Below are 26,103 nucleotides of genomic sequence, written 5' to 3' on the forward strand. Positions count from 1 at the left end.
AAATTTAATCAGGCCGGCTCAGGCTTTTCGCCGCGGGCCAGACGCTCTTGCCGATCCAGTGCAGTTTCAACCGGCACAAAGCTGGCCGAGCTGACCTTGAGCCAGATCAGGATCGGCGCGGCCATGTAGATCGAGCTGTATGTCCCCACGAAAATCCCCAGCGTAATCGCAGCGGTAAAGCCAAAGATCACATTCGGGCCCAGGATCAGCAGAGCCAGCAAGGTGATCAGCAACGAGAGCGAAGTCACCACCGTCCGACTGAGCGTTTCGTTGACAGACAGATCGAGCAGTTCGGGCACCGGCATCCGGCGATACTTCTTCAGGTTTTCGCGGATCCGGTCATAGACCACGATCGTATCGTTCAGCGAATAACCGATCAAGGTCAGGATCGCAGCAACGATGTTCAGATCAAATTCCATCTGGGTCAGCGCGAACAGCCCGATGGTCAGGGTAACGTCGTGGACCAGCGCAAACAATGCACCCACCCCGAACTGCCATTCAAACCGGATCCAGATGTACAGCGATATCGCCGCCATCGCCAGGCCCAGCGCCAGCATCCCGGTACGGAACAGTTCGCCCGAAACCTTGCCCGAAACCGAATCCACGCCGTCAATCCGCGCATCGGGGTGTTCCGCCCTGATCGCGGCGGTAATCTTGCCCGTCATCTCATTGGCCAGCGCGACGTTCTTTTCGGATCCTTCGGGCAGCTTCATCCGGATCGAAACCTCGTTGGGCTTGCCGAATTGCTGCAGGATCGGCTCGCCATAACCCAGCTTGCCCACGCTTTCGCGCAGTTCACCCACCGGCACCGATTGGCTTTGGGTAAAGGTGGCGCGGATCATCTGGCCGCCGACGAAATCGACCCCCAGGTTAAGCCCCTTTGTTACCACCAGACCAATCGAAGCCGCCATCAGCAACAGCGAGATCACGTAGAACGGGATCCGCAAGCGCAGAAACTTGATATTGGTATTGTCAGGAACGAGTTTGAGCAGTTTCATCAATCGGTTCCCTTACAGCACCAGCGCGGTCGGGCGCGCACGGCGCAGCCAGCCAGCCACCCACATCCGGGTCAGCGTTACCGCGGTAAACACCGAGGTCGCGATCCCCAGCGCCAGCACCACGGCAAATCCCTTTACCGGGCCCGAGCCGAAGTAGAACATCAGCACCGCAGCGATGACATTGGTGATATTGGCATCAAAAATCGCGCGGCTGGCTTCTTTATAGCCAACCTCAACCGCCTGGATCGCCTTGCGGCCGCGCGCACTTTCTTCGCGGATACGTTCGTTGATCAGCACGTTGGCATCCACCGCCGCGCCGATCGTCAGCACGAACCCAGCAATCCCCGGCAAGGTCAACGTGCCGCCGATTACCGCCATCAGGCCCAGGATCATCAGCGCGTTGATGATCAGCGCAGTGCAGGTGTAAATGCCAAACCGGCCGTAAGTGATCAGCATGAACACCATCAGCGCCAGCGTGCCGACGCCCATCGCGATTGCCCCGCTCCGAATCGAATCCGCGCCCAGATCCGGGCCAACAGTGCGCTCCTCAATCACCTTGAGATCAACCGGCAGCGCGCCCGAAGCCAGATTGATCGCCAGCTGGCTGGATGTTTCGGCATTGAAATTGCCCGATATCGTTGCCGATCCGCCCAGAATTGGCTCCTTGATATTCGGCGCAGAGATCACTTTGCCATCGAGGATAATCGCGAACGGCTTGTTCACGTTCTCACTGGTCAGCTTGGCAAACTTTGCCCCGCCCTGCTGGTTGAATTCAATTATGACATTGGGTTCGTTGGTCTTGGGATCGTTGCCCGGCGTGGCCTTGGTCAACTGATCGCCAACAATCCCGCCCAAACGGAACACAGCCAGCGGGATAATCCCATCCTTTTCAGGATTGGCATAGGGCACCAGTTGGGTTCCGGGCTGGGCAATGCCCTGGGCCCGATCGGTGGGCGAGGCATTGGTATCGACCAGTTTGAATTCCAGCTTGGCCGTTTCCCCCAGCGCGCGTTTAAGAGCCTGGGGATCCGAAAGACCGGGCACCTGCACCACGATCCGGTTCTTGCCCTGGCGAATAATCGTCGGCTCGCGCGTGCCCATCTTGTCGATCCGCTTGCGCACCACTTCTACTGCCGCGCTCATCGCCTGATCGATCGACTGGTTGAGACCGGCCTCGGTTGGGGTCAGTTCGATCAACCCGCCATTGATCGCCAGATCCCAATCGCGCGAACCCGAAAGGCCTGCGCCGCTGGTCAGCGTTTGCAGCAGTTCACGCGCGGCATCGGCCCGGGTGGGGTCGATCAGCATGAATGAGATTTTGCCGTCCTTGGCCGAAATATCGCCAATTTCGATCTTTGGGTCGGCCTTGCCCAATCGCTGGCGGACCGAATCCTCCATCTGTTCCAGCCGCAGCTGGCGCACCTGATTTACATCCGCTTCAAGCAGCAGGTGGCTGCCGCCGGCAAGATCGAGCCCAAGGTTGATCTTGGGATCGGGCAAAGCCGAAGGCCAGGCCATGCCAGAGACCGAAACCAGCGACGGCAAGGCTGCCAATGCGCAAGCCAGCGTGATGAACCACAGCCAGGCCTGCTTCCAGCGAGGAAAATCGAGCATCTTTCTGGAATCCGTCAGTCGTTGGCCGGAGCCACGCCGCCCGGCGGGACAACATCGGCGATGGTCGATTTCAGCGCCTTCACGCGCACATTGGGGCCCAGCTCCAATTCGGCATAGTGATCGTCAACCTTGATCACCTTGGCCAGAAATCCGCCGCCGGTCAGCACCTGATCGCCCTTTTTGATGCCATCAACCTTGCTGCGCAGCTCTTTCTGACGGCGCATTTGCGGGCGCAGGATCAGGAACCAGAACACCGCGGCCATCGCTACCAGCGGAACGAATTGCGCCCATGCCGGAGGAGCCTGTCCGCCACTGGCGGCTGCGGAAAGAAGGGTAAGTGCTGCGCTGTTCATCGGTTGCTTTCAGCCTAGTTGCGGGCGCGCTCCCGGATCATCGGGAGCAAGTTGCGCGCGACTAGCAGCAATGCCAGATCATAGCAACGCGCCCCCCGTGCGCCATGCCCAGATGGCACTTGTTGGATCAGGATCAAGGGGGCAATTCAAAACCGCAGCATGGTTTGCAAAGGGGGATGCTTGCCAAGGCACCTTCGCCTGCCTATAGGCCCACTCCCTGCCCGGCAGCTCTGCCGCTGGGCCGAAACGGTCGGGACGTAGCGCAGCCTGGTAGCGCATCACACTGGGGGTGTGGGGGTCGGAGGTTCGAATCCTCTCGTCCCGACCAATTTTTCAATAACTTACTGGGCTTTTTCACGTTCCCCGCCACCGAGAAGAACCTCTGATGGTGCACTGGTGGTGCAAAAAAGCGGAACGAAACGAGCATTAATGGTGCCAAATGCAACATATCGCATCGGAGTGTCTGCAGCGATTGAGCTTCCCAGCGGCGAAATTTGCGATGACTATCGATGGGACGCGTAGCTTCGCAGCGGCCAGTCGCCTTTCCAGATCCGAACCCGGCCGCGGTGACCGAACGCCCTCTTCGCTCTGCGGGGAACTGGAAGATCGGGGGAGTTCAGATGCGTCTAGTAACGCCGTCTGGGCATTGAATTTACCCAGTCCGAAATATCTTCAGAACGCCACCTGAGACGTCCGGCGCCGAAGTCCAGGGGTGCCGGGAAGGCGCCACGCTGAATGCGCCTCCAGATTGTGGACCGACTTCGAATGCCGGTTAGCTGCATCACATCGCGGCAGGTCAGGAGTTCTTTGATAGGCATGTAGGCCTTGCTCAACCAGATTGGACAATTGCTGCCAGCACGTGCGCGCAAAGGCTTGCAGCACGGACCGGCATCGAAAGCTGATAGTTATGACGAACCAGTAACAAGGCGATCGCCAATCGCGTCTCCGCGGCGATTGAGGTCGGCAATGTGCTGCGAGAGAGTCCGCGCTAGCATCTTGGCCGTCCCCTTGGCCCAGCGAGGTCGAAGTTCCGACATATCTTCACCAAGTTGCTCGGCGATTTCGACTGGAACTGCTCGCATCAGCTCGCCTAGGAATCGGGCTGCATCGCTTCCCGCCCGGCTCACTGCAAAGTCGCCATCGACCAGCAGCATGAGACGGAATGTATCTTCTGCCGAGTATCCCGTTGCATTGAGGATAGACACGATCTCGGGGATTGTTGCCGCGCGCTTTCCGTCCAGTGTTCGTCGAACCGTGTCCCATTTAAGCTGGGCGTTTCGCGCGACTTGAGCCGTAGACTGCCCGCTTTCGCGCACGGCCAGTTCCAGTAGCTCGGCAACGCGAAGATGAAGATCTGGCGGATTCATATCCATGGTGGGTCTCGACTCGGAAGAACAGGCATTCAGCTATCGGGACTCCAAGTGTGTAGGAAAGCAAAAAGAACATAAAGCGAACATATAGGATTTCCTCAGCCCCAGAACGAATCGACCGGCCGTTCCAATGCGGATCGATTCCGCAACGCAGCGGACCACTTCCGCAATTCGGAAACGTCGCTCTCCGGAAACAGCGCAAACGATACGCAAATCGCCTCGGTAGGGTGCGCAGACCGAACAAAATGCGCTGCGATGACGCTTCATTCGCATGATCCCATTTCCTACAGAAGAACTTCCCCGCATTTAGAACAAACAGCGAACGAACGCTGCGACACTCAAGCGGAGAATACGTCCATGAATGCCCCTGCCCTCCCCTCGATCGGCGGAAACCGCCTCGGCAAGATCGCCAACCTCGCGCTGCCGGTTGCCATCGCGGCGCTTGCCGCCAGCACCGCTTATGCCGGTGCCGACGCCACCTTCGCCCCTGCGCTGACGAAATTCACCGACTTTCTCGAAGGTTCGGGCGGCAAGATCATCACCGTGCTCAGCCTTGCCGGCGGCCTGATCGGTCTTGCCTCGGGCCGCTTCACCCTCTCGCAGATCGCGGTCCCGGTCGGGGTCGGCATCGGCGTCGGGACCGGCGTGCCGATCGTCACCTCGGTGGTCACCGCGGTCATCTGACCGGCACGCTGCGGGAGGGCGCGTCATCATGAGCGATAGGTACATCGTCCCTCGGCGGCTCGACGATCCGGAGCTGATCGGCTTCTGGACCCTCGACGAGTTCGCCGGGATGATCGTCCCATTCACTTGGGGGATCCTCGGACAGCATGTCTTCATCGGCATAGCTCTCGCCGCTGCTTCCTGGTTTGCGCTTCGCAAGGCGAAAGCAGGCCGCAGTTGGGCCTGGGTGATCCATGCCGCCTACTGGCACCTGCCCGCGGGTCTCACAGGCCTCAAGATGACGCCGCCCTCCCATTGCCGGCTGCTGGCCGGCTGAGGGGAGACAGAACCATGCTTGTCCAGATTTCTCACGAGCGCAGCCAAGCGCTGCTCAGGCAACGCAATCTGTTCGCGCTGACCAGCGCGGGATTGGCGATTGCCTTGGTTGTCGCCGGCGGTTTCGCCGCGACCCGCGACCGCGAGGTGGTGCTGGTCCCGACCGTCCGCGCGCCGCTCACCATTACGAGTACCGGCGCTGACGCCCAGTATCTCGAATTCGTGACCCGCGATGCCGCGCTGTTGCTGCTCAACCGCAGCCCCGAGGGGCTCGACTACTGGATGAGCCAGATCCTCGAACTCGCCGATCCTGCGGCTAATGGCACGCTCAAGGGCGAACTGCTGCGGATCGTCGAGGAACAGCGCGGCTCGGACGTGACCCAGGCCTTCGTGATCAAGCAGATCAAGGTCGATCCTGGCGCCCTCACCTCCGAGGTCAAAGGCACGCTCAAGACCTTCGTCGGGGCGACCGTGATTGGCAGCGACGAGCGGCGGTTCCGTTTCAGCTGGACCTACCAGGGCCTTCGCCTCGGCCTAGCCGGGTTTGTCCAGCTGCCACCCGAAGACACAACCAAGGAGTCCAAGTGATGCCCTTTGCCCAAAAGCGGCGCGCACCGATAATCGCGCTTGCAGTCTCGCTGCTGGCATTGGCCAGCCCGGCGCTCGCCGACCAGTTCAAGCAAAGCGCCGATGGCGGCACGATCGCATGCTCAGTTTCAGCTCGCGAACTCACCCGGTTCGCGCTCATCGGCGACCAGTTCGCCAGCGTTTCGAAGATCTCGAGCGGCTATCCCTACAACGACTTTGCGGTGACCCACGAGCCGGTGCGCGGCGACATCTATGTCTCGGTCCCGGAAACCTTCGCGGCGGCGCGGATCAGCTTCTTTGCCACCACCAAGGCGGGCTACGTCTACAAGTTCTCCTGCTCGATCGACAAGATCGAGGCCGCCCAAGTATTCATCACCAATCCGGCGCTCGTCAAAGGCGATGCGGGACACTGGGAGAACCAGACCACCCCGGAAGAAGCCGCACTGCGCTTGGTGCGGGCCATGGCGGCGCAGCAGACGATCGAAGGGTTCGAGGTCAGCCAGCCTGCTGCGCTGCCGAGCCGGGTCGGCGCGCTCGAAGTCCAGCTGATCGCAGAATACCGCGGCGCGGCACTGGCCGGAAAGGTCGTCCGCCTCGTCAATCGCGGCGCCAGGGCCATGACACTCGCCGAAAAGGATCTCGTGTCCGCAGGCGCGCTCGCGGTGTCGATCGCGCGGGCCACACTTGAGCCGGGCGCCAGCACCACGGCCTACCTCGTCGGCCCGAACGGGGAGCAAGGTCATGACTGATCAGGCATCCCAAAACGCAAATGGCGGCGAGCAGCAGCCCCGCGAGGTCCATGAACCGGTCAGCGCCGGACAGCTCAACGAGCGTACCGCCAAGCGCCAGCGCATGCTCCTCGCCGGGATCGCAACCGTGATCCTCGCTGGCACCAGCTGGATCATCTTCGGCAGCGATCATTCGAATACGGCGCACCCTGAAGGCGAAGCCGAGACGATCGAGACCGCAAGCCTCGTCAATCGCAACCTGTCACAACGCGAATTTACCACCGTCTACGGCAATCAGCTGGGTGCGGTCACACGCGAGCAAAAGGCCCTCAAGGAAGGGGCGGTCATGCGTCCCGAGATGGAAGCCGAACTTGCCGCGCTGAAGGCCGAAAACCAGGCGATGCGCACCGACGGCCAGGCAGCGATCGACGCAATCTCGGCCGAGAATACCCAGCTCAAGAACCAGCTGCAGAGCCAGGCCAGCACGCCCGCTCCCAATGCCGCGGCCATGCCGGCCTACGGCCCGCGCGCTGGTGGTTATGACGCGCGAGGACCTGCAGCCACCCCGCCCCAGGCCGGATCCATGGCTCCTGGCGGGGCTGGTGCTGACGGCTCTCCGCCGCCCGCAGAGGTCAAGCTGATGAACTTCAGCGGCGACAAGGCAGCCAGCACAGGCGTCAAGCTCGCTCGCGCCGATGTCCCGCCCCTGGTGGTCGAGGATTCTCCAGATTACCTGCCGCCCAACTCTTATGCACGGGCCCGGGTAATCGTCGGGGTCGATGCATCGGCCGGAGTCGCCAGCCAGACCGATCCGCTCCCTGTGGTGCTGCGCATCACCGGTCCTGCCCGCTCGGTCCTGCAGAACGGGCGGGTTCTAACCACCCGGCTCGAAGGCTGCGTGATCAACGGCGCGGCGCGCGGCGATCTCTCGAGCGAGAAGGTCTACGTCAAGCTCGCGCGGATGACCTGCGACCAACCCGGCGGCCGCGTCGCAGTGTCGGAGGTCAAGGGCTTCATTTCGTTCGCCGGGAAGTCCGGGGTGCGCGGACGGGTGGTCAGCCGCGAGGGTAACCTCGTGACGCAAGCCCTGCTCGCCGGGATCGTCGGCGGGTTCGGACGCGGCTTTTCCGCCAATGCCAATTCGGTGTTCTCAAGCACCCTCACCAATCCCGACGGCTCCAAAGCCAAGCTCTCGCCAGGAGACATCCTGGGCGGCGGGCTCGGCCAGGGCGCTGCGGATGCAGCCGATACGGTGAGCAAGTACCTCATCGAACGCGCCGAACAGTACCAGCCCGTTGTCGAGATGCCGACCGGCATCGAGGTCGAAGTTGTGTTCCTCGACGGCGTCTACGTGAGGAATTCCAAATGATCGAAGGATTGAACGCGGGGCCCCACTCCAGTTGGGGACGCCGCCGCTGGCCCAAACTCGCACTTGGTGTAACCGCGCTGGTCGCGCTTTCGGGCGCGACCGGATGGGGAGCCGCGCATCTTGCGGCGAAGAGCCTCGCCGCGCCCGACGTGGCGAAGGTCAAGGCCGCCCTCAAGCTGCGGCTGCCCAAGACCCCGATCGATCAGATCAATTGCGAAGGGCTTGGCGGCCTGTGCGAAGTCGCCTCGAAGACCACGCTGTTCTACGTCGACGCCCGCGCCAAGTACCTGGTGATCGGCCGGGTCTACGACATGGAAGCGCGCCAGGACCTCACTGCAGCCCGGCTGCTCGCGCTCAATCCCGATCTGCTGGCGGCTGGCGCAGCCCGCCGCGGCGACGGTGATGACGAAGCAGCCCAGCCCCAGGCCAAGAGCGCACCAAAACAGGTTTCGCTTGCCGGACTCCCCGCGAACGGCGCGATCACCTGGGGACCGGCGAGTGGTCCCAAAGCCGTCGTCTTCTCCGATTTCCACTGCGGCTACTGCAAGAAGCTCTCCGCCGAATTGAAGGCAATCGGCGCACGGGTCGAGGAACGCCCGATTTCGATCTTCGGCGCCGAGGCGCGCAAGGATGCCGAGCGGGTGCTGTGTTCACCCAATCCCGAGACCAGCCTTCACGCGGCCTATTCCGGGATCGCGGTTCCCAATCCTAAACCCTGCGACACGCGCGGGCTCGATGCCAATGAGGCTTTCGCCAAAGCCAACGGCTTCAATGGCACCCCGGTGATCGTTCGCCCCTCCGATGGCGCAGTGCTCGAGGGTTACCGCGATGCGGCCGCGCTGCGTGCCTTCCTCTCCCCCACCCAGCCCAAAGGATAATGCCCATGCACCGCTCAATCCCGCTCGCCGCGCTCGCTCTCAGCCTCGCTGGTTGCACTCATCTTGGCACCAACATAGCCGGCGACTTCTCGTGCCGTTCACAAGCTGGTGAAGTTCATCGGACAGGCTGTCAGCCTCTCAGCGAAGTCGATGCCAAGGCGATCCGCGAACTGGTCAAGTCCGAGGGCACTGCCTTGGCGGAGGCCCGCCAGCGCATCGCTGTCGCTGCGGCCGACAATGCCCGGACCGGGGAACGCACCTTGAAGGTGGTCTTCCCGGCCCACGTCGATGGCTCGGGGACGCTGCATGACGAAGCGGTCGCCTGGACGGTAGTCGAAGCGGCGCGCTGGGTCGGCGAACTGCGCCGCGATGAAGTTGTGAAACCCAAAGGTACGATGCGCGCGCTGCGTCAGGCGCTTGAACACCAGGCCCGCCGTGCGGTCGACGCAGCTGTGAACCCTAATCCCCTGTCTCCCGAAGACAGTGGCCCTGCCGTATCAGCAAATCCTTTCCTGCCATCCTCGCCGCTTGCCCTCCCCTCCCCGGGCGGCGAGGCCCAGACCGACGTGACCACGCCCGTTCCGGCCACGTCGGCAGCCGAGGGGTCCGACATGTCCCCCACCCCGCATGTTCGGGCCCCTCGGCCTTTGGAGGAAAGTCGGCGCGTCTGGCCAAGCGCGGCCGCAATCGAAGCCGCCAAAGCGCTCAAGCACAAGGCTGACGCAGCGCCGAAGAAGAAATCCAAGTGATCGCACTGTCGCTACGGGCACTGCGTGACCGGCTTCTCGCAGGTCTGCTTGGCGATGCCGAGCAGACCGAGGCAGTTCGGCCCATGCTTATGCTCGACATGCTCTCGGATTGGCTCCCTTACCGGGTCTACGATCCGGCGAGCCGGCTCTACGTCAACGCCCGCTCGAAGGGCTTCGTGCTCGGGGTAACTCCGCTGATCGGCGCCGACGAGCGCACCGGCGAAATCCTCGGGGCATTCTTCTCCGAAGGCCTGCCGGCGGGCGCTTGCCTGCAGATCCTCCATCTCGCGAGCCCCCGGATCAGCCGGATCGTCGCACCGTGGTTCGCGCCGCGCTACGAACAGGGCGGTGTCTACGAGGCGATCGCGCGCCACCGGGCCAAGAAGCTCTATTCTATGGTCTGGAAATCAGGCGCCAGCGACGCTCCCTTCCATGCCCGCGCGCACCAGGTGGTGATCTCATTGGGCGTGCCGGCGTCCAAGTCGATCAGCAACGAGGAACTGAGCCACGCCCGCGAAGGGCTGATTGCCATGCTGAAGTCTTTGAACCTCGGCGTGATCGAATACGAGCCGCACGACCTGATCGCGCTGCTCGACGACCTGACCTCGCCAACCACTGCACCGCAGGATGATGCGGTTCCCTACAATCCCAGTGATCCCATCGCCAATCAGGCGATCCGCCGCGACATCGAGCTCCGGGTCCACGAGGACCGGATCGAGCTCGGCACCGAACGGTTTCGGCCAACCGGAGTTCACAATCAGGGCGTGCCTGAGATCGGAGCGGTCTATCCTGACCGCTTCGACCTACGCCACTTCGCCGTGCGCAACATGCCGCCGCGCTGGGCGCCGCACGAATGCGCGCGGCTGATTGGCGATCTATTCACCGACAAGCTCCGGTTCCCCTGCCCGGCGGCGACCATGCTCTGCCTCGTCTACCCCGACCAGGAAGCCGCTGCCGCGAAGGCCGGGTTCAAGTTCATGCGTACTACCAGCCTGTCGCAGACTCGCAGCGCGCGGTTCCTGCCGCGGATCGCCGAGCAATCGGCGGAGTGGCAGCACGTCCAGGCCGAGCTCCAGGAAGGCCGCCGACTGGTCCGCGTATTCTACGGGATCACCACCTGGTCGCCGCTGGGCCAGGGCGACCGCCATGAGCGCGCGGTCAAATCGATCTACAAGGCGGCAGGCTGGGACCTGTCGGACGAACGCTATCTCCAAATCCAGGGGCTCTTGGCGGCCATGCCGCTGACCCTTGCCGACGGGCTCGGCGCCGACATGGAGCGTCTCAAGCGCTTCAAGACCCTGCTCTCGACGACGGCGGCGAACATCGCGCCGCTGCAGGGCGAGTATCTCGGCGGGCCGGTGCCGCACCTGCTGTTCGTCGGGCGGCGCGGCCAGCCCTTCTACTGGTCGCCGTTCGAGAACGAAGCGGGCAACCACAACGTCGCGATCTGCGGCAAGTCGGGTTCGGGCAAGTCCGTGCTGCTGCAGGAAATGTGCTCGGCGCTGCGCGGCGCCGGGGCCAAGGTCGTGGTGATCGACGACGGGCGCAGCTTCGAGCATTCGGTCAAGCTCCAGGGCGGCCGGTTTATCGAGTTCACCCTCGCCTCGGGTTTCTGCCTCAACCCCTTCTCGATGATCGACGCGGCCCGCGCTGCGGAAGACGAGGATTACCGGCTCGACTGTTTCGCGATGGTCAAAGCGATTGTCGGGCAGATGGCGCGGCATTCCGCCAAGCTCACCGATACCGAGCGCGGGCTGATCGACCGGGCCGTTAACCTGGTCTGGTCCGAGCACCAGTCCAGGGCCAGCGTCACCCAGGTCGGCGCGTGCCTCGCCGCCATGGACAACGAGACCGCAGCTGACCTTGCAACCTCGCTGGGACCATTCACTGCTGGGGGCACCTACGCCCGGTTCTTCGAGGGCCAGGCGAGCCTCGATCTCGAGGCGGACTTCACCGTGTTCGAGATGTCCGATCTCGCCACCCGCGAGGAGCTGCGCTCGGTGGTGCTCTCGGCCATCATGTTCATGACCAGCCAAGCGATGACCCGCAGCCCGCGTTCGGTCCGCAAGCTGCTGCTGATCGATGAAGCCTGGTCGATGCTCAAAGGCGGGTCGATGGGTGAATTCGTCGAGACCTATGCCCGTACCTGCCGCAAATACGGCGGGGCGCTCGCCACCGCCACGCAGAGCCTCAACGACTACTACAAATCGGACGGCGCGACTGCGGCGCTCGAAAACAGCGACTGGATGCTGATCCTCCAGCAGAAGCCTGAGACCATTGCCGATTTCAAGGCGAGCAAGCGCCTCGACATGGACGAGCGCACCGAGACGCTGATCCGCAGCCTCAAGCGCTCGGGCTCGGCCTATTCCGAAGTCTTCATCAAGGGCCCCGAGACCGAGGCGATCGGCCGCCTCGTGCTCGACGACTATTCCGCGACACTGTTCTCGAGCTCGCCCGCGACCTTCGCCGCGATCGATGCCGAAATGGCGCGCGGCCACCAGCTTGCCGATGCGATCGAACGCATCGCCTTCCCCGACAATCCATGAACCCCAGCAAACAGGAGGAGAGAGATCCCATGCCGCACTGCCTGCAAACCCCATTTGACCGCGAGGTCGAAGCGAAGCCAGAAGTTGACTGGCTTCCCCATCGTCCGATCATAGCTGCAATAGAGGAAGGACACGACCTCCCCCGGCCGCCACGCCGCGCTGCGCGCAGGCCGCGCCGTCACTGGTGGGGGCTTGCCGCCGACGGGTGCTACATCATGATCCGGTCGGGCATATTCCTGATGGCCTGCTGGGTCATCGCGATGGGCCTGCCGCTCATGTTCCTGCTGCTGCTGACCGGCGGGCAAATGGATATGACGTTCGCCTTCCTGGGTTCGCTGTTCGGCGCTTTCGCCGATGCCACCCCGGACCGTCAGTACGTCTTCGCCAGTGAGGCGACCTGGTGCCTGGTCGCGCTCGCGACGGCGGTCGCCGCAGTGCGTCTGCCGCGCTTCCTCGACGAAGTCAGCGAAGGGCTCAAGACCTTGGGGAAAGGCGCATGAGGAACATTATGGCAACACTCTCCGCACCGCGCAGCTTCGCCGGGCTCTCTCCGACTGCGCTGGTGCTTGCGGGTTCGATGCTCGCATCCTCGCTGTGGGGCGCCTGGGCGACCCGCGAGATCGTGATGCTGGGGCGCCGCGAAGTGGTCACGGTCCAGCTCTCCCGGATAATGGGCGACTTCGTGGAGGCCGAAGCCCGCTCGGGCCGACCCACCGAAGAGACCCAGACGCGCGTCGCCGCCTACCTCAAAGCGGTCGAGGCTTCGGTCCAGGCCCTGGGCAAGGAAGGAAGGACCGTGCTCGTCGCCGAGGCCGTGGTCTCTGGCGGTGTGCCCGATCTCACCGAACAGGTCCGCGCCGATGTCGCGCGGCGCCTTGGAGCACCAGGAGCAGGGCGTCATGACGCACGCTGACACGCGCCGCTTGCCCAGCTGGATTGGCAGACAGTTCGCGCGAGTGCCGCGGCTCGCACTCTTCGCAGGAGTGGGCGCGGGCGCCCTCGCGCTCGCTGCAACAAGCCGCTTTGCCGAAACCCATGCGCTGATGATCAATGCCAGCCCGTCGCTCCCTTTTTGGGCGATCTGGCTCGATCGGACGGACACACCCGCACGCGGCGACCTGATCGTGTTCATGCCGCCCCGCTCCGACCTGGTCACCCGCCACTTCGGCGCGAAGCCGCAGCCGTTCGGCAAGCGCGTGCTCGGTATGGCAGGTGACCGCGTCACCGAGAAGGACCGCGCGTTCTTCGTGAACGGTGTGGCCGTCGCCCGCGCCAAGGCCGCGAGCCGCCTCGGCGAGCCACTGCCGCTCGGCCCGACCGGCACGATCCCCAAGGACTGCTACTTCGTCGGCTCCGAGCACAAAGACGGGTTCGACAGCCGCTACGCCGCGATTGGCTGGATCTGCCGTCCACAAGTTATCGGGGTCGGGAGGCCAGTCCTGTGATGACCGCCGTGAAGCGCCTCGCTTTTCCGCTTTGTGCCACTGCGCTCGCGCTGGTCGTCGCAAGTTCAGCGCAGGCCCGCGACTACGGTCAGCATGGCACGGTCTGGCCGGTAATCGAGCCCGACCTGCTCGCACAGATCCATGCCCGCCTGCTTCACCTCGAAGCGAGCGGCGAGACCGCCAAGCTCAATGCCGAAATGAAGCGCCGCACGATCGCAAGGGTGGGCCGCCCCGCCCCGGTCGCAGGGATTGCGCTAGCGGGTGCCGTGCGGCGCTGGTCATTCGATCCGACGATCACGGTCGATACCGACATCAAGGACGACAAGGGCCGCACCGTCATCGCGCGCGGCACACGGGTCAATCCGCTCGATACCGTGCCGCTGCGCAGCCCCCTCGTATTCCTCAATGGCGATGACAAGGCGCAGATCGACTGGGCCCTGGCGCGCTTCGGCAAAACACCCGCCAAGTTCATTCTGGTTAGCGGCGCACCGCTCGAGCTCATGAAGGGCCGCCAGCGCCGGTTCTTCTTCGACCAGGGCGGCAAGCTCACCGCACACTTTGCGATCCGCGCTGTCCCCGCAGTGGTCGAACAGCAGGGCCGCCAGCTGCTGGTCACTGAGCAACCGCCGCGCCGGGTCCCGGAGAAGAAATCATGATCAAACGCCACCTACCGCGCTTCTGGTTCGCCATCTTCGCGGCGCTATTCCTCTCGGCCGCCACCGCACCGTCCGCGCGCGCCGCCTCGGGACCGGGAAAATGCACCGGACACTTCGTCAATCCGATCACCGACATCTGCTGGTCGTGCCTGTTCCCGATCTCGATCGGGGGCTTGAAGATCTGGCCGTCAAATCGCCCCGATCCCGACAACCCTGACTTGCCGGTGTGTCTGTGCGGACTGCGTCCTGGCATTGCCATGGGATTCTGGGAGCCGGTCCGGCTCGCCGACGTCTCGATGAAGCCCTGGTGCTTCGTCAACCTGGGCGGGCTCAAGCTCGATCCGGGCTTCGACATCGGATTCAAAACCATGGCGGGGCCGTCAGCGGTCGGCGGCGCGACCCAGTACCAGTCGCAGTGGCATGTCCACTGGTATGCCTATCCGCTGATCTACTGGATGGAACTGGTCGCCGACTTCCTCTGCCTCGAGAGTGGCTCGGTCGACATCCTCTATATCACCGAGATCGATCCGCTGTGGCAGGACAGTGAGCTCACCGCGATCATCAACCCCGAAGCAGTGCTGTTTGCCAATCCGCTCGCGCTCGCCGCCTGCGCTGCCGATTGCGTGCTCGCGACCACCAAGCTCCCCTCCGACAGCCTGTTCTGGTGCGCCGGCTGCCAGGGCTCGATGTATCCCCTGAACGGCAACGTCTCGGCGACGATCGGCCATGTTCAGGCATCAAGGCTCGCGCTCTCGCGCTTTGCCTACAAGCTTCACCGTGAGCTCGTCGCCTGGGGGACGATGGGCGGCAAGGGGCTTTGCGGCAAGTACCTGATGCCGGTGATGCGCAAGCAGCAATACCGCTTCCAGGCCACCAATCCCAATCCCCAGACCAAGGGGCGCTACGCCTGCGCCCCGATCGGGGCTTCCACCACCTTCATGTCGGCCGGCCAAGTCTACCCCGCTATCGGCGAGGACATGGGCTACCTGGTCTGGCGCAAACGGAATTGCTGCGCGCTATGAAAACCTCCCTCCAAGCTTTTGCTATCGCTGCCCTTGTCGCCAGTTCTGCATTCGGCGGTGCGCTCGCGCAATCCAGCGACGTGGGAGTAGATCTTGCATCGATCCGCGCGCGCGCCGCTGACCAGAGCGCTGAGGCCGAGGCCCTCGCCGTCACCGCACGAGACCGCGCCAAGGCCATCACCGCCGATGCCAGCCAGAGCGCCGATGCGGGCAAGGCCAATGGCCGCCGCTATGCGGGCGCCGCGCCGCGGTCTGCGCAAAGCGATACCACCTTCGATTTCGACAAGATGGTCGCCGATGCTGGCGATATGGCCAGGGACGGTCTTGGGGAAGCGCCGCGGTTCATCGCCTTTGCTTCGCTGTCGATGCCAGCCCAGGCGCTGCGTCAGATGATGGACGATGTCACCCGCGCCGGCGGCGTGGTGGTGTTTCGCGGGCTCACCAAGGGCTCGGCCAAAGTCATGACCGGGGCGCTCGGCAAGGTGCTGGGGCCAGGTGAGCGCATGGACGGGGTTGGGATCGACCCGCGCCTGTTCCGCGCGTTCCAAGTCAGCGAAGTCCCCGCCTACGTCGTCACCGCGACCGACTTCGATCTGTGCTCAGGCTTCGACTGCACCAGCGGCGTGCCGCCCTTCGACCGGATGAACGGCAACGTCACGGCCGAATACGCACTGCGCACCTTTGCGACCGGCGGCGGCCCCGGCGCTCGGATCGCTGCGCAGCACCTCGCCCGCCTCACGGGAGACCAGCCATGAGCCGCTTCGCCCTTGCCTTCATTTTGGCAACTGCCTTGCCCTGCATCGCCCAGGCCCAGACTACCACCGACGCCGCGAAAGCCGACGGAAAAGCCTTTGGCAAGGACATCGGGGCCTCCGCACAAAGTGCCGCGACCACCCAGCCCAACGCTGACCGCGTACCGGGCTACTCCGGCACGCCCAGCCAGTCGGGTTACTTTGACGATCCCCAGGCGATGGAGCGTCAGGCAGCGAGCCAGGCAAGCGCGAACACTGGCTATCAAACCATGCGGGACTCGAGTGCGAGGCGGGCGACATTCAACAAGGTCGACCTCGACGCAGCGATCGCCCGGTCGAAGACGATCAGCGAAGACCCGCTTTCCTACACCAGCGGGATGGCGGTCGGCGGCACGCAGGGCCGCTGCGTGCCGCTTCCACCCACGAGCGGCACCGCCGTGCGCTACAAGGCAACTTGCAACACGGGCTACACCGTCGAGAGCAGCACCCAAAGCTGCACCGTGACGCTGCAGGCCAGTGTCGCGACAGTCACCGATTACCTCTATTACTGCTCGAAGTTCGATCTTGAATGCACCGCATTCCAGCTTCCGACCTGCACCCAGACAGGCAGCCATCCTGGCCCTTGCCTGCAGGGTTATCGGGAAGGCAACCGGTTCATTTGCACCGAACCTGGCGATCCCATCGCCGAATTTACCTGTTCGGCTCCGGTTACCGGACAATCGCCGATCAGTGTCACAACCCGCAATGTGGTCACCACCAGCAAGGATGTGAGCCAGTGCGCCAGCCTCGCGGCCGACAGCAACTGCTCCAGTCCAACCGAGACCTGCACCGATAGCGATCCAACCACCCGGATCGTGGACGGCGTGGCAATTACCCAGCCCTGCTGGGCCTGGCGCCGCGATTACCAGTGCAACCGCTACAGCCCGGCGCAGGACTGCGAAGCGCTCGCATCCACGCCCGGCTGCACGCTGACCCAGGAATACTGCATCACTGACGAAGTGCCTTGCCGCACCTTCGAGCGGGTCTACGACTGCCCGGTCCCCGACCAGCCCCAAGACCCCAATCAGTTCATTTGCGACGGCGGTGTCTACTGTATCGACGGAAGCTGCGAGACGATTGAGCGGACACCGAACGACGAGTTCAAGGACGCGGTCGTTGCCCTGGGTGCGATGGACCAGGCCCGCCGCGAGTTCGACGCTGACAATCTCACCTTGTTCAAGGGCACGCGGGAGACCTGCTCGTCAAAGGTCTTCGGGATCCTCAACTGCTGCAAGGGCAAGGGTTTCCCGCTGATCCCGGGTATCCAGCTGCTCGTTGCACTCGGCTGTAGCCGCGAGGAAATGCTGCTCCACGAGAAGGACGCGCAAGGCCTATGCGCTTATGTCGGGACCTATTGCTCGTCTTCGTTCCTCGGGGTCTGCCTGACCAAGCGCAAGGTTTACTGCTGCTTTGAATCGAAGCTCAGCCGGATCCTTCAGGAACAAGGTCGGGCCCAGCTGAACAAGCCGTGGGGCAAGCCCAAGACCGAACAGTGCCTCGGCTTCACAATTGACGAGTTCGCCCGGCTCGACCTCTCGAAGATGGATTTCAGCGAGGTCTACGCCGAGTTCACCGATGCCGCGCGGCTTCCCGACGAGCTCCAGGCCGCCACCCAGATCCAACAGAAGATCGAGGACTACTATGCCAATGCCCGTCCGTAAGCGCGGCCGGCGGTTCGTTGCCGTCTGCCTGCTCGCCGCCAGCCTCTTCGCCATCCCAATGCCCGCATCAGCGCAGGATCAGCCGAGCGCCCAAACCGCCGCCCAAACTGCGGACGGCCAGGACCCGTTTTACTGCGCTGAGCGGCGGCTTGGATACTGGTTCTACTGCACCAAGCCCAGGCTACCCGAAAAAGTCGAGCCACAACCGCCCCTGCAGCAAAGCGCGACGAGCCGTATGGACGCGATCACAGCTGAGTTGCGCGAACTCAAGGCCAAGGCAATCCTCGAGCCCAGCCCCGAAAACGTCACCGCCTATATCCGCTTCCAGCGCCGCCAGCTCGATCAGGCGTCGCTCTTTAGCGACGTCTGGCAGCGCGCGATCTGGCAGGAACCCGGGCTCGATTACACGCTCCAGCGCCCGGTCTCGACCCTCGGCAAACGGGCCTGGCAGGACAATCGCAAGACCGAACGTGACGGCGTGATGGCCCACCTCTCCGAGCGCTACGGGCTGTTCTACTTCTTCGCGCAGAGCTGCGGCGCCTGCGAAGTCATGTCGCCGATCGTGCAAGGCGTCGCCACGACCTGGCACATCACGGTGCGTGCGGTCTCGACCGACGGCGGGCCCTCAAGGCACTTCCCGCGCTACACTGTCGAGACCAACCAGCGTCAACGGATGGGGCTCGATCCGGGCATTACCCCCGCCGTGGTCCTCTGGGATGCGGCCAAAGGTCAAGCGATCCCGATCGGTTACGGTGTGATGAGCGCCGACGAACTCCAGGACCGCATTTACCTCCTCACCTCGAAGGAAGCCGGACGTGACTACTAGGTTCAAGCAATTCGTCGCGGCACTGCTTGTCGCCGCCCTTCCCCTGACCTCGCTCCAAGCCGATGTCGGTAGTTCGATGGACTCGTTCCTCAATGACGTCGGCGGCGCGGCGCAGGTCAACGGTCCAACCGCATTCCAGGGCCAGTCGGCGGGCTATTACAGCCTCGGCAATGTCTGGACCCGTTTCCCGCAGAAGACGACCAACATCGCCAATCTCCAGCTGCCTCGCGCCCGTGCCGGCTGCGGCGGGATCGACATCTTTGCGGGGAGCTTCAGCTTCATCAACGCGAGCGAAATCGTCGCGATGCTCAAGGCCGTCGCCAACAACGCGGTCGGCTTCGCATTCTCCCTCGCGATCGACACCGTCTGCCCCGAGTGCTCGAAGATCATGCAGGAGTTCGCGCAGAAGGCGCAGCTCATGAACAATCTCAACATCAACTCCTGCGAACTGGCGCAAGGTCTGGTCGGCGGGATCTGGCCCAAGGGCGACCTTGCCGACAAGGCGATCTGCGAGGCGATCGGCAATTCGGAAGGCATCTTCACCGACTATGCTGCAGCCAAACACGGCTGCGGCACCCGTGGGCAACGCTCGAGCACTACTGCAGCGGGCGCAGGCAAGTACGACGACGTCAATCCCGGCGTGCCGCGCAACTACACCTGGACGATCCTCAAAAAGTCGGCGTTCTTCTCACCCAATGGCACGCTCGACCAGGAACTCGCCGAATATGCGATGACGCTGCTGGGCACGATCATCTACGTGCCGCCTAAGGATGACGAGCCGGGCAAGTTCGTGCCGATCGTCGGCGAGAGCTCCTCGACTCTGGTGACCTCGCTGCTCGATGGGACCAGCGGCGGCAATGTTCTGATCTTCCACTGCGACGAAACCGACAAGTGCCTCGACCCGGGGTTCCGTTCGTTGAACTTGCCCGTCTCGAAATCACTGCGCCACCGCGTCTCGGCACTGATCGACGGAATGGTCCAGGCCATTCGCGACGACACCCCGATCACCGCGGCGCAAAAGGAGCTGCTCCAGGTCTCGAGCGTACCGCTCTACAAGATCCTCACCGTCCAGGCCGCTTACGGTAGGGGCATGCCGACCGACGATCGCGAAACGCTCGCCGAGCTCGCTTCCGTTGACCTGCTGTTTGCGGTCCTCGACCGGATCGTCAGCGAGGCCGGGCGCTCGATGTCGAGCTTCATTGGCGCCGACGAAGCCAAAATCCAGATGTGGCAGAGCCAAGTTAACACGGTGCGTCAAGCGCTCGCCGACCGGCAAGCCAACACGCATTTGAAGGTCAATGCGGTCCTCCAGATCATCGAGAAGACCGCGTTCATCGAAAACGTGCTCGCGACGCAGATGTCGCCCGGCATGGCCGCCGCGCTCGACTGGTCGCGGGGCTTGCAGACCCGCGCGCTCACTAACTGATTTCTCTTCAAGCCAAAGAAGGCTCCCAATCCCATGCTCGAGATCTTCACGGTTGGCGGCGGCGACTATCTGGTCAATGTATTCCAGGCGGTCGCCGCCTGGACCGGCAATGGCGGCTACAAGAGCCTGCTCCAGGTCGTCATGGTCATGGGGCTGGCGCTCTCGGCGATCACGCTCGCGTTCAATCAGGACTGGCGCGCCTGGATCAACTGGTTCCTTGGCGCGACGCTGATGTACACCTGCCTGATGGTGCCGCGCACCGACGTGCATATCACCGACCGGCTCAATCCCAGCCTCGCGCCTGCCAATGTCAGCAACGTTCCGCTTGGGCTCGCGCTGATGGCGAGCTTTACGAGCCAGGTTGGCGACTACCTGACCGGCTCGGCCGAGGTCGTGTTCGGCCTCCCCGGTGATCTCAACTACTCCAAAAACGGGATGATCTACGGGGCGCGGCTTTACGATGCCACGCGGTCCTTGCGCATTTCCGATCCCGAATTTGCCGCGAACCTCGACGAGCATTTTCGTCAGTGCGTGTTCTACGATGTCCTGCTCGGTCGCTATTCGATGAAGCAGCTAGCCGAAAGCGGCGATATCTGGACTACGATTGCGCCGGGGAGCCAGGCTCGCGCCCAGCGCTTCCTCAGCCGGGACGCCACCACCGGTCAAGTCACCTCCACGATTATCACTTGCCGCGAAGCCTATGACGCACTGAACGCGCAGTGGACCTTGTTGATCGATGAAATGGGTACGGTGTTCGGCCGCCAGCTCTACCCGGGCCAGACTGCCGCACTCGCCAAGGCCAAGCTGTTTGCGGACCTGCCGGTTGCTTACCAGTACCTCACTGGCGTTTCGGCGAGCGCTACTGACCTGTTCAAGCAGACACTAACAATCAACGCGATGAGCCAGGCGATGCACGGGTTCAGCAGCGCGAGCGGTGCAGGCAATGTCGATGTCTATGCCCAGACCCGCGCTGACATCCAGACCGAGCGGACCTACTCCTCGATCGCCAATTCCGCGATGAAATGGGTGCCGCTGCTCAATGTCGTTCTGACCGTGCTGTTCTACGCGCTGTTCCCGGTGCTGTTCCCGCTATTCCTGCTGCCGAAGACCGGACCACTGGCCCTCAAGGGCTACGTCACCGGGTTTTTCTACCTTGCCGCCTGGGGACCGCTGTTCGTGATCCTCCACATGATGCTGATGTATAAAGGCGCCGCCGACATGACCGCGGTCGCCGGCACAAATGGGCTCAGCCTTGCAACCTTCACCGGCATGGCCGACGTCAATTCCGACATTGGCCTCCTCGCCGGTTACCTGATTGCCTCGGTGCCGTTTCTCGCGGGCGGCGTCGCCAAAGGCGCGTTGGCAATCTCGCACCAGGCAACTTCCTATCTCAATCCGAGCCAGAATGCTGCGGAGGAAGCCGCACGCGAGGCGAGCACCGGCAATGTCGCGCTCGGCAACACCAGCCTTGAGAACTCAACCGTGATGACCCGTCAGTTCGCGCAAGGGACGGTCGCGCCAAGCTTTACCTACGGCGCGGCGCAGACCCGCACGATCAGCGACAGCGGTAGCCAGACCACCAGCTACCCCGAGGCCGCCTACGACCAGCTGCCGAACTCGAGCTACCCGTTTACCCCGACGCTCGGCCGAGACTTCTCCTCGCGCCTCTCGACCATGGCAAGCGGCTACCATGCCAACAGCCAAGCCAAGAGCGCACTAGCCCAGCAGTCGACGATCAGCTCGATTTCCCAGTTCCGTGAGCTTCGCGATCAGACCAACAGCGGCCAAAGCGTCGAGACCGCCAGCGGCATCTCGAGCTCCGACAGTGTGCAGAGCGCCTATAGTGAGGTCGATCAGGCCTCCAACGTCCTACAGCAGAAATACGGGCTATCGCGTCGCGCGGCGGACGACATCACGGTATCTTGGTTCTTGAATGGGGAGGCGTCGGCCGGCGTCGGCGGCAATTTTGGACCTGCTACCCTGAGCGCTGGCGCGAAGGGTGGGCGCAACCAATCCTGGACCGACAGCGACATTGGGATCGCGTCCGAAGACCGCGACAAGATCTCGGGAACGCTGCGCCAGATCTCGGATAGTCACAACTGGACCAGCACCCGCGACGGCTTCCTTCGCACGGTCAGCACGTCGACCGACAGCCGGGTCCACTCGACCGCAGCCGGCCTCAATACTTCGCTCACGGAGACCAAGACCAGCACGCTCGAAGCCCGCCGCTCCGAAGAAACTGGCAACCGGCTCGAACATCAGGCGTCGTTCTTTTCGGGCAGCAATGCCGCCGGAAACCTCAACCTCAGCCAAGCCTACCGCGAATGGGGAATGGCCGAGATCGAGAACAACCGAGACTATTACGGCGATGTCCGGTTCGACGACACGACCTTCCAGCTCAGCCCCAAGGGCCAGGCGCTGCAACGCAAATTCGTCGAAACCTATGCAGGCAGCATCAAGTCAGAGGTCGAGAGCGAACTCGCACTCCCGCCCATTGCGCCGATTGGCAGCCCTTCGATCAGCACCCCTGCCAGCGTTCGTGCCTCGGCGCCGATAGGCTCCATCGCTGCGCCTGGTGGCCTTCCGCAAGGGCCAACGCCATCGGCACTCCATGACGAAGTGATGGGGCAGCAGGGCGCGGGTCGCCAGCGGATTAGTGGTGAACGATCACGCCTTGAGGGTCTCACCGGCGGGGCGAAAGGCGCGAGCGCGGAAGCTGCGGACGAAGTGAAGGAATGGAAGCCTAGTGGCCAATGATCAGATCGCTGATCACCACGTAGCCGACGAATGCGGTCAGCAAAACGAAGACAATGACCATCACAATGCGATTGATCGGATCGGCCCACGCCTTCTTCCAACGGTATTCGGTCAGACGGTTCTCAGCGAGCGCACGATCAAGCTCGGCCAAGCCCTCCCACTTTTCGGGGACTGGTTCGCTACCGCGCTTGAAGTCGAAATCGTTCATGATGGCGTTCATTGATCTGCTCCTTTGGAACATAGCAGAAACTTCCGAGCCGAGAAGCTGAAAATACTCGGGAACGGTCGCATTCTTCGGCGCCAATCCAAAGCACACTCCCCTCCCTCACTAGTGGGGGGCGGCTGCCCGCTGATGGCGGACTCGACGCAGTGAGTCAGGCTCGCACCGCGAGCCAGCAAGGAACGGCACCCTTGCAAGGCTCGACGCAGCAGAACGCCAGGTGCGCGGGACTGGGCGCCAGCCGGCGTTCGGCAAGGAGAGCCGCAAGAGTGCCTGCGGGTCAGCGACGAGAAAGCCGCACCCTGGTCCGAGCATGCGAGGCCAGTGTGCGACAATTGGGAATTCCCGCTCCGCACCAGCGACCGTGATATCGGGCACTTGCGACTGATATGTAACAGGAAAAGGTTTGCCGTAAGCGGACATTGATCTTGTCTGCTCCTAGTCGGCTCCATCCAGCTTAATGCGCTAACGGAGCCGCAGTCTAGTCAGGGAGTTTTTCAAGTCCGATGAACGCTACCGTCGGATCTTACCTCCAACACCGGCCCTACGAGGTCGTAAACGGTCGAGTTTCGCATGAACGCATTTAACCGTCTTTGCGCCAAGGCAACTGGAAGCAGTCCTAGTTGTACCATTTGATGTGCGCCCTCGGCGGAGAAGCCCGCTTCAACATTTATTCCGCCGACATCTGTCAACAGATAGCGTGCATGGAAATCAGCACCACCTGCGCGTTCCTTCCAGCTAAAGAGAGTGAGCGACATACCGACGGGCAGAATGCCCTGAATCCACTTGTGAGCGTCCCGCTCGATTATTTCCGGCGGCGGTCTTTTATCGTGATCGCAGAAGTGAATTTCGCAGCGCACGCTCGCCCCACCGGCTGCCTGGACGGCTTCAAGGCAAGCCTTCAATGTCTCCTGGTATGGGGCTTTACTGATGTCGAAAAATCGGTCGACAAAAAGTACCGATTTGGCGGACTTCAGGAGGGGACTGAGCGCGGATGCGAGTGTGACGCCGACGCGCTCTACCTCCCATGTGTGCGCCGAAACCATCAAAGGATGGTTTTCGTCCACTTCATCTACCTTAACCACCTGAGGATGAGCCGCAGGGTTCTGCGCAGCTATGATCGCGTGGAATGGTGCCACTGCTTGTTGTGCAATGGCGTTTTGTAACCAGCTGCCCATCGCGGGATCATAGGGCCTTCCCGAGCGGACAAGTTTGGATTCCTTCGCTTGGTTCAATGCGATCTCAAGGCGTGCCCGCTCCACAGGCTTCATTTCTGCTGCTGCGGCATAAACCTCCCGTTCCCATTTCTTGGGAAAACGAGAAATCAGCCGCCCGCGATCAAACCCGAACTTTTCGATCAGGTAACGGAAGTTTTGCCAGCTTGAGCCGATGGCCTGCGGCTCAACCGCGTATTCGAAGAGCATCAGAACAGCTCCTCAGCGCGCTCTTCAAAGAAGCCCTTCGGCCAGCGGTCGATGAATTCGCCCTCCGGATCTACACGCAGCGGGCGGAACCGCACGCCGTCATCCCCACTATCAACGTAAATCACTGAGAGGTCATCAGGCGTCATGCCTATCGCGCCGGGCGGCACTTCATTCTCGGTCGCTTCCCGAATACGTCGAAGCAACCGGAGGATGATGTGCTCGCTGTGAGTTTCGACGAGCAAGGTCTTGCCGGAGCCGACCATGCTGTCGTTCGGCTGAACCGCATGAATGAACAGATCGCCAATGCCGACCTGGATGGCGGGGTGAACGTGCAATTCCGGCTGCTCGATCGCAAGAATGCCCTGCTGGTTTCGAAGGCAGCCGACGATCACCGGGATCATCTGAGATATGCCGACGCCGACGTCACCGGGCGCGACGATGATGCCCTTTTCAAAGTCGCGAAGGGCAATTTCGGAACGTGCGCTGATCGTGGCGTAAAGTTCTTGCAGCTCGCCAAGATCGTCTTCGGAAAGGCCCCGCTCGAAAAGCTGATGGAACCGGCCGGGAACCGGAACCTCCTTAAACTGGAACCTTTCCAGCCGATAGCCTGTCTTCAAGCGATCTTCGCCGCCGAGCCAGGCATTGACGGCATCGAGCAGCTTGCCCGAGGGGTCCGTGTAAAGGAGGTCCCAGGCGGCTAGGCCCTGCGCCCAGCGCGATTCATCGGGCGACAAGCGCGGGCGATACTTCCGGCTGGGAATTTCGCGCAGCGGGCCGATATACGTCATCGCGCTGAGATAGTCGCGCACTAGCCGCAGCGGGCCGACCATCAGTTCGTCCAGCAGAGTGTTCAGGCCGCGCACGCGCGGGGTTCGGCCTTCCAGTTCAAACTTGCTGGCCTCGGGATCGCGCAGATCGCTGACCATGGTTCGCCCGAGGTCGGGCAACGCGCCGAGGAAGGTTTGAACGCCAACGCGGTAATCCGGCAGTGGCACGTCACCGCTAACCGACATCTGGCGTGACAGGTCGAGGATTTCGTCCGCGAGGGGATGTCTCGGCAGCTCATCGTCCGGATCGGTAGGCGCATCAGCGTCGCGATACCGCTGCAACAGGGGGTGATCGAAGTTGAACCGCGATAGTATGGCCTGCCCGGATTGAGCGGGGGACATGATCGTGCCGATTTCGACTCCGTCCAGCATCACCATGATCGCAGAAACATAAGGACCAGCCAGCAGATCGCTCCACGAGATGGAGATGCTCACGCCGAGGGATTGCACCACGGCATAGTCCTTGAGGTCGGTGTTCTCCCCCACGAGATAGCGGATCGGCAGGTTCTCGAACTCCGCCGCCGCCAGCGACGCCCCCGAATTCAGCGGCAGACGCTCGGCGCCAAAGCCATCGACATCATCGAGCACGAGCTTGATGACGATGGTGCGGCCGAGATCGTGGCCGTGGACCAGCGTTGCGAAGCCGCCGAGATCGATCAGCCCGCCGGCAATGGTCCGGTCCGGATCGGCATTACGGCGCTCAAGGATTTCGCGCAGATAATGCAGCGATTGCAGGATCGTGCTCTTGCCCGCGCTGTTCGGGCCGAACAGCAGCGTGATCGGCTTCAGGTCGATTGCCTGCGCCGCGCCAATGCCCTTGAAGTTTTCGATCTCGATCCGGCTGAGGCGCATGGGG

Annotated in this window: 26 protein-coding genes and 1 tRNA gene; 19 read left to right on the forward strand and 8 right to left on the reverse strand. The window is 62.8% G+C overall.

The features are described 5' to 3' along the window. Positions 1 to 8: 8 nt before the first annotated feature. The 3 genes from secF to yajC are packed head-to-tail and all read right to left on the reverse strand — an operon-like array spanning position 9 to position 2,965. A complete protein-coding gene (gene secF / locus ABL922_RS02325; RefSeq protein WP_349022596.1) occupies positions 9 to 998 on the reverse strand; it encodes a protein translocase subunit SecF in 990 nt (329 codons plus the stop codon). Positions 999 to 1,010: 12 nt separating this feature from the next. Next, positions 1,011 to 2,612: a protein translocase subunit SecD gene (secD, locus tag ABL922_RS02330; RefSeq protein WP_349022597.1), complete on the reverse strand. Its 1,602-nt coding sequence runs from the start codon at positions 2,610 to 2,612 to the stop codon at positions 1,011 to 1,013. Between the two features lie 14 nt (positions 2,613 to 2,626). After that, positions 2,627 to 2,965 (reverse strand): preprotein translocase subunit YajC, encoded by a 339-nt coding sequence (gene yajC, locus ABL922_RS02335; protein WP_349022598.1) that lies wholly within the window; start codon positions 2,963 to 2,965, stop codon positions 2,627 to 2,629. A gap of 251 nt (positions 2,966 to 3,216) precedes the next feature. Here yajC and ABL922_RS02340 point away from each other — a divergent pair. Then, positions 3,217 to 3,293 (forward strand) — tRNA-Pro (locus tag ABL922_RS02340). Between the two features lie 298 nt (positions 3,294 to 3,591). Here ABL922_RS02340 and ABL922_RS02345 read toward each other — a convergent pair. Both ABL922_RS02345 and ABL922_RS02350 read right to left on the reverse strand, forming a co-directional pair. Next, positions 3,592 to 3,783 (reverse strand): AlpA family phage regulatory protein, encoded by a 192-nt coding sequence (locus ABL922_RS02345; protein WP_349022669.1) that lies wholly within the window; start codon positions 3,781 to 3,783, stop codon positions 3,592 to 3,594. A gap of 87 nt (positions 3,784 to 3,870) precedes the next feature. Continuing rightward, entirely contained in the window at positions 3,871 to 4,332 is a 462-nt protein-coding gene (locus tag ABL922_RS02350) for a hypothetical protein (RefSeq protein WP_349022599.1), read from the reverse strand. A 360-nt stretch (positions 4,333 to 4,692) separates the two neighbouring features. Between ABL922_RS02350 and ABL922_RS02355 the strand changes: the two genes are divergently transcribed. The 18 genes from ABL922_RS02355 (at position 4,693) to ABL922_RS02440 (ending at position 22,776) form a co-directional block, all read left to right on the forward strand. Next, positions 4,693 to 5,019 carry a hypothetical protein gene (locus ABL922_RS02355; RefSeq protein WP_349022600.1) on the forward strand — a complete coding sequence of 109 codons (327 nt, stop codon included), beginning with the start codon at positions 4,693 to 4,695 and terminating at the stop codon, positions 5,017 to 5,019. A gap of 28 nt (positions 5,020 to 5,047) precedes the next feature. Continuing rightward, positions 5,048 to 5,335 (forward strand): type IV conjugative transfer system protein TraL, encoded by a 288-nt coding sequence (traL, locus tag ABL922_RS02360; RefSeq protein ID WP_349022601.1) that lies wholly within the window; start codon positions 5,048 to 5,050, stop codon positions 5,333 to 5,335. A 14-nt stretch (positions 5,336 to 5,349) separates the two neighbouring features. Next, complete coding sequence (locus ABL922_RS02365; protein ID WP_349022602.1) at positions 5,350 to 5,922, forward strand: type IV conjugative transfer system protein TraE; 573 nt, start codon at positions 5,350 to 5,352, stop codon at positions 5,920 to 5,922. Continuing rightward, a complete protein-coding gene (locus tag ABL922_RS02370) occupies positions 5,922 to 6,671 on the forward strand; it encodes a type-F conjugative transfer system secretin TraK (RefSeq protein WP_349022603.1) in 750 nt (249 codons plus the stop codon). The genes ABL922_RS02365 and ABL922_RS02370 overlap by 1 nt, the downstream gene beginning before the upstream one ends. After that, positions 6,664 to 8,019 carry a TrbI/VirB10 family protein gene (locus ABL922_RS02375; RefSeq protein WP_349022604.1) on the forward strand — a complete coding sequence of 452 codons (1,356 nt, stop codon included), beginning with the start codon at positions 6,664 to 6,666 and terminating at the stop codon, positions 8,017 to 8,019. Before ABL922_RS02370 ends, ABL922_RS02375 begins: the two co-directional genes overlap by 8 nt. Beyond that, positions 8,016 to 8,897 carry a DsbC family protein gene (locus ABL922_RS02380; RefSeq protein WP_349022605.1) on the forward strand — a complete coding sequence of 294 codons (882 nt, stop codon included), beginning with the start codon at positions 8,016 to 8,018 and terminating at the stop codon, positions 8,895 to 8,897. Before ABL922_RS02375 ends, ABL922_RS02380 begins: the two co-directional genes overlap by 4 nt. Before the next feature lie 5 nt (positions 8,898 to 8,902). Beyond that, complete coding sequence (locus ABL922_RS02385; protein WP_349022606.1) at positions 8,903 to 9,646, forward strand: conjugal transfer protein TraV; 744 nt, start codon at positions 8,903 to 8,905, stop codon at positions 9,644 to 9,646. Then, a complete protein-coding gene (gene traC / locus ABL922_RS02390) occupies positions 9,646 to 12,192 on the forward strand; it encodes a type IV secretion system protein TraC (RefSeq protein WP_349022670.1) in 2,547 nt (848 codons plus the stop codon). Before ABL922_RS02385 ends, traC begins: the two co-directional genes overlap by 1 nt. Beyond that, the gene (locus tag ABL922_RS02395) at positions 12,189 to 12,692 is read left to right on the forward strand and encodes a hypothetical protein (RefSeq protein WP_349022607.1); all 504 of its coding nucleotides are present in this window, start codon (positions 12,189 to 12,191) and stop codon (positions 12,690 to 12,692) included. The genes traC and ABL922_RS02395 overlap by 4 nt, the downstream gene beginning before the upstream one ends. Before the next feature lie 8 nt (positions 12,693 to 12,700). Then, positions 12,701 to 13,105, forward strand: coding sequence for a TrbI F-type domain-containing protein (locus ABL922_RS02400; protein ID WP_349022608.1), 405 nt, complete (start codon positions 12,701 to 12,703; stop codon positions 13,103 to 13,105). Then, positions 13,092 to 13,637 carry a S26 family signal peptidase gene (locus tag ABL922_RS02405; protein ID WP_349022609.1) on the forward strand — a complete coding sequence of 182 codons (546 nt, stop codon included), beginning with the start codon at positions 13,092 to 13,094 and terminating at the stop codon, positions 13,635 to 13,637. The genes ABL922_RS02400 and ABL922_RS02405 overlap by 14 nt, the downstream gene beginning before the upstream one ends. Continuing rightward, positions 13,637 to 14,293 (forward strand): type-F conjugative transfer system protein TraW, encoded by a 657-nt coding sequence (gene traW / locus ABL922_RS02410; RefSeq protein WP_349022610.1) that lies wholly within the window; start codon positions 13,637 to 13,639, stop codon positions 14,291 to 14,293. The genes ABL922_RS02405 and traW overlap by 1 nt, the downstream gene beginning before the upstream one ends. Next, positions 14,290 to 15,315, forward strand: coding sequence for a conjugal transfer pilus assembly protein TraU (gene traU / locus ABL922_RS02415; RefSeq protein ID WP_349022611.1), 1,026 nt, complete (start codon positions 14,290 to 14,292; stop codon positions 15,313 to 15,315). Before traW ends, traU begins: the two co-directional genes overlap by 4 nt. After that, complete coding sequence (gene trbC / locus ABL922_RS02420; protein ID WP_349022612.1) at positions 15,312 to 16,070, forward strand: type-F conjugative transfer system pilin assembly protein TrbC; 759 nt, start codon at positions 15,312 to 15,314, stop codon at positions 16,068 to 16,070. Before traU ends, trbC begins: the two co-directional genes overlap by 4 nt. Continuing rightward, complete coding sequence (locus ABL922_RS02425; RefSeq protein ID WP_349022613.1) at positions 16,067 to 17,767, forward strand: conjugal transfer protein TraN; 1,701 nt, start codon at positions 16,067 to 16,069, stop codon at positions 17,765 to 17,767. The genes trbC and ABL922_RS02425 overlap by 4 nt, the downstream gene beginning before the upstream one ends. Next, positions 17,748 to 18,593: a conjugal transfer protein TraF gene (locus ABL922_RS02430; RefSeq protein ID WP_349022614.1), complete on the forward strand. Its 846-nt coding sequence runs from the start codon at positions 17,748 to 17,750 to the stop codon at positions 18,591 to 18,593. Before ABL922_RS02425 ends, ABL922_RS02430 begins: the two co-directional genes overlap by 20 nt. Before the next feature lie 76 nt (positions 18,594 to 18,669). Continuing rightward, a complete protein-coding gene (locus ABL922_RS02435; protein ID WP_349022671.1) occupies positions 18,670 to 20,019 on the forward strand; it encodes a conjugal transfer protein TraH in 1,350 nt (449 codons plus the stop codon). Between the two features lie 33 nt (positions 20,020 to 20,052). After that, positions 20,053 to 22,776: a conjugal transfer protein TraG N-terminal domain-containing protein gene (locus ABL922_RS02440; protein ID WP_349022615.1), complete on the forward strand. Its 2,724-nt coding sequence runs from the start codon at positions 20,053 to 20,055 to the stop codon at positions 22,774 to 22,776. Here ABL922_RS02440 and ABL922_RS02445 read toward each other — a convergent pair. The 3 genes from ABL922_RS02445 to ABL922_RS02455 form a co-directional block, all read right to left on the reverse strand. Continuing rightward, a complete protein-coding gene (locus ABL922_RS02445; protein WP_349022616.1) occupies positions 22,763 to 22,996 on the reverse strand; it encodes a hypothetical protein in 234 nt (77 codons plus the stop codon). The genes ABL922_RS02440 and ABL922_RS02445 overlap by 14 nt on opposite strands. A gap of 497 nt (positions 22,997 to 23,493) precedes the next feature. Continuing rightward, on the reverse strand, positions 23,494 to 24,420 hold the full coding sequence (locus ABL922_RS02450; protein WP_349022617.1) for a hypothetical protein: 927 nt from the start codon (positions 24,418 to 24,420) through the stop codon (positions 23,494 to 23,496). Next, on the reverse strand, positions 24,420 to 26,099 hold the full coding sequence (locus tag ABL922_RS02455; RefSeq protein ID WP_349022618.1) for an AAA family ATPase: 1,680 nt from the start codon (positions 26,097 to 26,099) through the stop codon (positions 24,420 to 24,422). The genes ABL922_RS02450 and ABL922_RS02455 overlap by 1 nt, the downstream gene beginning before the upstream one ends. Between the last annotated feature and the right edge of the window lie 4 nt (positions 26,100 to 26,103).

It is taken from the genome of Sphingorhabdus sp. (assembly GCF_040079335.1).
GTDB lineage: Bacteria > Pseudomonadota > Alphaproteobacteria > Sphingomonadales > Sphingomonadaceae > Sphingorhabdus_B.